The sequence below is a fragment of the Rhodococcus sp. (in: high G+C Gram-positive bacteria) genome, assembly GCF_049286785.1.
Lineage (GTDB): Bacteria > Actinomycetota > Actinomycetes > Mycobacteriales > Mycobacteriaceae > Rhodococcus_F.
In genome coordinates this window covers 1-4,247 of the sequence record NZ_JBAQEO010000166.1, presented here as the reverse complement: position 1 = coordinate 4,247, position 4,247 = coordinate 1, and the positions used below count along the sequence as shown (strand labels likewise).

The 4,247-nt window shown below is 68.3% G+C and carries 2 protein-coding genes and 2 pseudogenes; 3 read left to right on the top strand and 1 reads right to left on the bottom strand.

Annotation, left to right across the window (positions count from 1 at the left end; genetic code table 11):
• Positions 1–186: 186 nt before the first annotated feature.
• From WAW17_RS06870 to WAW17_RS06860, 3 genes and pseudogenes are all read left to right on the top strand, one after another.
• Positions 187–1,017, top strand: a pseudogene (locus WAW17_RS06870) (ABC transporter ATP-binding protein); the annotation flags it as partial.
• 61 nt (positions 1,018–1,078) lie between these two features.
• Positions 1,079–1,954, top strand: a complete 876-nt coding sequence (locus WAW17_RS06865; RefSeq protein ID WP_422332250.1) for an ABC transporter ATP-binding protein — start codon at positions 1,079–1,081, stop codon at positions 1,952–1,954.
• Between the two features lie 154 nt (positions 1,955–2,108).
• A complete protein-coding gene (locus WAW17_RS06860) occupies positions 2,109–3,248 on the top strand; it encodes a hypothetical protein (protein WP_422332249.1) in 1,140 nt (379 codons plus the stop codon).
• A 38-nt stretch (positions 3,249–3,286) separates the two neighbouring features.
• Here the strand turns inward: WAW17_RS06860 and WAW17_RS06855 are convergent.
• A pseudogene (locus WAW17_RS06855) lies at positions 3,287–4,247 on the bottom strand (hypothetical protein); the annotation flags it as partial.

Sequence of the window (4,247 nt, the reverse complement as noted above, 5' to 3'; positions counted from 1 at the left end):
GGGCATCGGTCAGATCGGACGGATACGGCGTCGGCTTGCGACGTTTCCTGCGAGCAACCACGGCCCCAATCATGCCGCCACCGGCCGGTCCGCCGCGCCCGAATCGAACACTTTCAAAACACTCTCTGAGATTCGGGGACGGGCCAAATATGATGGCGGAACTTGTTTCTGGGGTTGGGGGGACGTATGGATCCGCGGGGAGGAAATGCCGGCACTGCCGCCCGGGGCGGGGTGCGTTCGTTGTGGCCGTATGTGCGTGAGCATCGCCGGTTGCTCGTGGTGGCGGCGGTGTTCTCCATTGCCGCCGCCGGGCTGAGTCTGGTGCAACCGGTGCTGGTGGGCCGGGTCATCACCGCGGTCGGAGACGGTGCCCCGCTCAGCGGTCTGGTGTGGGCGCTGGTCGGGCTCCTCGCCGCCGGTGCGGTCCTCGGCACGATCCAGTACTACCTGCTGCAACGGACCGCGGAAAGTGTGGTGCTCACCGCCCGCACCGAGTTGATCGGCCACCTGCTGCGGTTGCCGATGAGCGAGTACCGCAGCCGCCACGTCGGCGACCTCGTTTCCCGGGTCGCCTCGGACACCACCCTGCTGCGCGCCGCACTCACCGATGGTCTGGTCGAACCCCTCGGCGGGATCCTCGTCCTGGTCGGGGCGCTGACCGCGATGGTGCTGCTCGACCCGATTCTGGCCGGGGTCACCGTCCTCGTCGTGGCGATCGTGGTCGCAGCGTCACTTCATATCACCCGGCGACTACGTGCGTTGACGTTCGAAACCCAGTCCCGGCTGGGGGACCTGACCGGCGACTTGAACCAAACTTTGGCGGCGATCAGCGTCATCCGCGCCGCCGGGGCCACCGAACGGGCCCGGTCCCGGCTCGGCGACAGGGTTCGGGAAGCATTCGACGCCGGGGTGCGCGCGGCCCGCTCCGGCGCGGCTATCCAGCCGCTCCGGGAGATCACCGGGCACGCGTCGTTGCTCGTCGTCCTCGGCGTCGGCGGCTACCGGGTGGCCACCGGCCATCTGACCGTCGCCGAGCTGGTCACGTTCATCCTGTTCATGCTGTTGTTCATGGGGCCCGGTGAACACCGCCTTCACCGCGGTGCAGTCCGTCGCCGCCGCCCTCGGGGCGCTGCAGCGCATCACCGACATTCAGCAGGTTCCCGCCGAGGACGCCACCGACACCATCCGGCACCGCGAGATACCTGCACCGTCGGAGGCGCCGATGCTGCGGTTCGATGGTGTTCGGTTCGGGTACCGCCCGGACCATCCCGTCCTCGACTCGGTGAGCTTCACCGTCGCCCGCGGTTCACGGACGGCGATCGTCGGACTGTCCGGCGCCGGCAAATCCACCCTCCTCGCCCTCGTCGAACGGTTCGACGAGGTCGAGAGCGGCCGCATCGAGATCGCCGGCGTGGATATCACCGACGTGCCCCGTCCCGTGCTGCGTTCGCAGCTGGGGTACGTGGAGCAGAACGCGTCCGCGGTCTCGGGCACCGTCCGCGAGAACCTCACCCTCGCCGCCCCTCAGGTGACGGACGAGCAGTGCTGGGCGGCCCTGGACACCGTCAACCTGCGCGACCGGGTCGACACCGAGGCCGAGGGTTTGAACGCGCAGATCGGCGAGCACGGTATCCGCCTGTCCGGAGGGGAGCGGCAACGGTTGGCAATCGCCCGCGCACTCCTCGCCCGACCACCGCTGCTGCTGTTGGACGAGCCGACGTCGAGTCTCGACAGCCGCAACGAGGAAATCTTCCAGGCCGCACTCGAGGCCACCGGAGCCGATCAGACCGTCGTCATCGTTGCGCACCGGCTCGCGACGGTGAAGAACGCCGATCAGATCATCGTCCTCGACCACGGCCGGGTCCGCGCGATCGGCACCCACAACGAGTTGCTCGGGACCAGCGAGCTCTACCGCGAACTCGCCCACCACCAATTGATCGGTACCCCGAACTAAACCCGCGGGAAGCAACCACCGGCGCCGGCATCAGAACCGAGGTGACGGCCAACCGGGTGCCTGTCCCGAACGGGGATCCCTAGCCGGGGTCACCAGCGACGTTCTCGCTTGAGTTGAGACTGCTGTATCCGGCCGTCGTGACAGGATCACGGGCATGGATGAGCGCACCCTGCCGGTCAGCGAAACACAGGTGACCGTGGCGATGGACTACGGCCAGTTCTGTCTCGACGGCGGGCTTGGAGATCCGGACGTCGAGCTCGCTCTCCTCGAACGAGCCCAGGCCGATCAACCCAGCGCCGGCAATGGGGCCATGCTGCTCGTGCTGTGCCCCCACCAGAACAACTTCCAGATGGCGGTGACCGTGCAGGTGTGGCCGTCACGACCCCCCGCGGACCGGGATCAGTGGCAACAGGTCAGCGAAGGGCGCCTGGAAATTGACCCCCGCGGGGTGCTGACCTTGTCATCACCGACTACCGACCCGGTGGACGTCACCGTTCCAGTCGGCCGTTACACCGTGGAGGTCTCCGGGCGAGGATTCATCAACTACGGGTGGCCGGGATCGACGACACCCGGTGACGTGTGGCGGATCCGGCTGTGGCCGTACGACGGGATCACGAAGTCCCCGGCCCAGATGTGGGACATGCCCGGCTTCGGCATACCCGAGAACACTCCGCCCACGGTACCCGCAGGCGAGGAGCAGCCGGCTCACGGCAGCTCGTCGGCCACGGTCACGACAACCACGACCGCGACCACCCGGACCACGGCGATCGACTTCGAGGCACATCCCGAACTGCAAAAGGTGCTGGCGATACGCGATTTCGACGACTGTGCACCGGACGTCGCAGCCGCGATTGTGGCGATGGACCCGCAGACCCAGCGGCGACTGGCGCAGTGGGCCGCGATCCGTGCGTTCGAGTTCGCCGGACTCGCCGACTGCGCTTGGGTCACACCGGCACTGGCGGCATTGGGTAACGGTGAACCACTCCCGGCACCGTTCGACGATCCACAGTCCGCGTCCAGCCGTCTCGCGGCCGAGAACCTTCCGCCCCAGGGCAAGGGCGGACCCTACCGCTTGAGTGCGGTGCCGGGTGGGGAGAAGTCACCGACCGGGAAGATGTTCGACCACGGGCCGATTCACCGCCCGTACTACGCGATGCCGGCGCTGTTCAGCGCGGCAGACCCACGGCCGATCGTCGCAGCCTTTCAGGCGTTGTCGCACGCCTGCGCCACCTACGCTGAGCATGTGGACACACTGCTCGGCGCGACCCGCACCGAGTTCGGCATCCCCGGATAGACACCGAGCGCCGGAAAATCCAGGTCATCGCCCGAAACTTATCGGCCTCCGCGCCGCGCGAGTACGCGGACGCGGCCGGGATCCGAGCGCCGGGCAAGGGCGAGCGTGGCGAGGACGGCGGTGACGGTCGCGACGACGATACCGAGGGGCAGCGGCGAGACGACGGTGACCACCGGTCCCGACTCGGAGGTCGGGTAGCCGTTCGACCACCCGTAGTCGGCGACGGCCAGTGGCGCCGAGATCGCGAAGAACGTCATGGTCAACGGCAACATCGCGGCGCTGACCACCACCGGTGCGTCCGCAGGGGTGGTCGAGAGGACGGAGGTGATGGACAACCCCAGCGCACCGGGCGATACCAGCGTGTACGCCGTGATCGTCACGGCGTCGAAGATGCCACCGTCCGGAAGCAGCCCGGTGGCCGTGACCAGGACGAGAAGAACCATCCCCACCGCCGCCATTGGGTACCGCCATCCGACCATCACCCCGGCGACCAACGCGATGAGACCGCCCAGGACCCACCACCAAGCGCCCGACAAGTAGTGCACGTGGCCGACCGTTGCAGCGGCCACGGCCAACCCCACCAGCAGCACGCGCCCCTCAGGGGCGGGCAGCAGCCATGCGCCGCCGAGAGTCGCTGCGACGGCGAGCCCAACCGCGACAGTCCACGACACCGGGCCGGACTCGGTCGTTCCCAGCACGGTGTAGAGCAGCAGGAATACCACCGGCAGCCCGACACCGACGATCGCCGGCCGACCCCCGGCACCACGCTCGTCGGGGCGGGTGACGAGCGCAACTCCGCCGAGAACGATCACGGCGACGGCCAGGATGGGCAGCGGCACGGTCGCGGGAACGTAGAACGGATCGCCGGGCAGGGTGACCGACCATCGTTGCGCCGGAACCCGCCACAAGCGGGCCACACGGGCCTTACCCCCGGCTTGTGGACACGGGTGGTGGATTACGCGGCGGATGCCAGCGTAGCGGTGTAGAGGGTCTCGTAGG

What these genes read in the sequence shown, in the direction of transcription:
- WAW17_RS06860 (WP_422332249.1), top strand. Translation starts at nt 2,109, where the DNA reads ATGGATGAGCGCACCCTGCCGGTCAGCGAAACACAGGTGACCGTGGCG.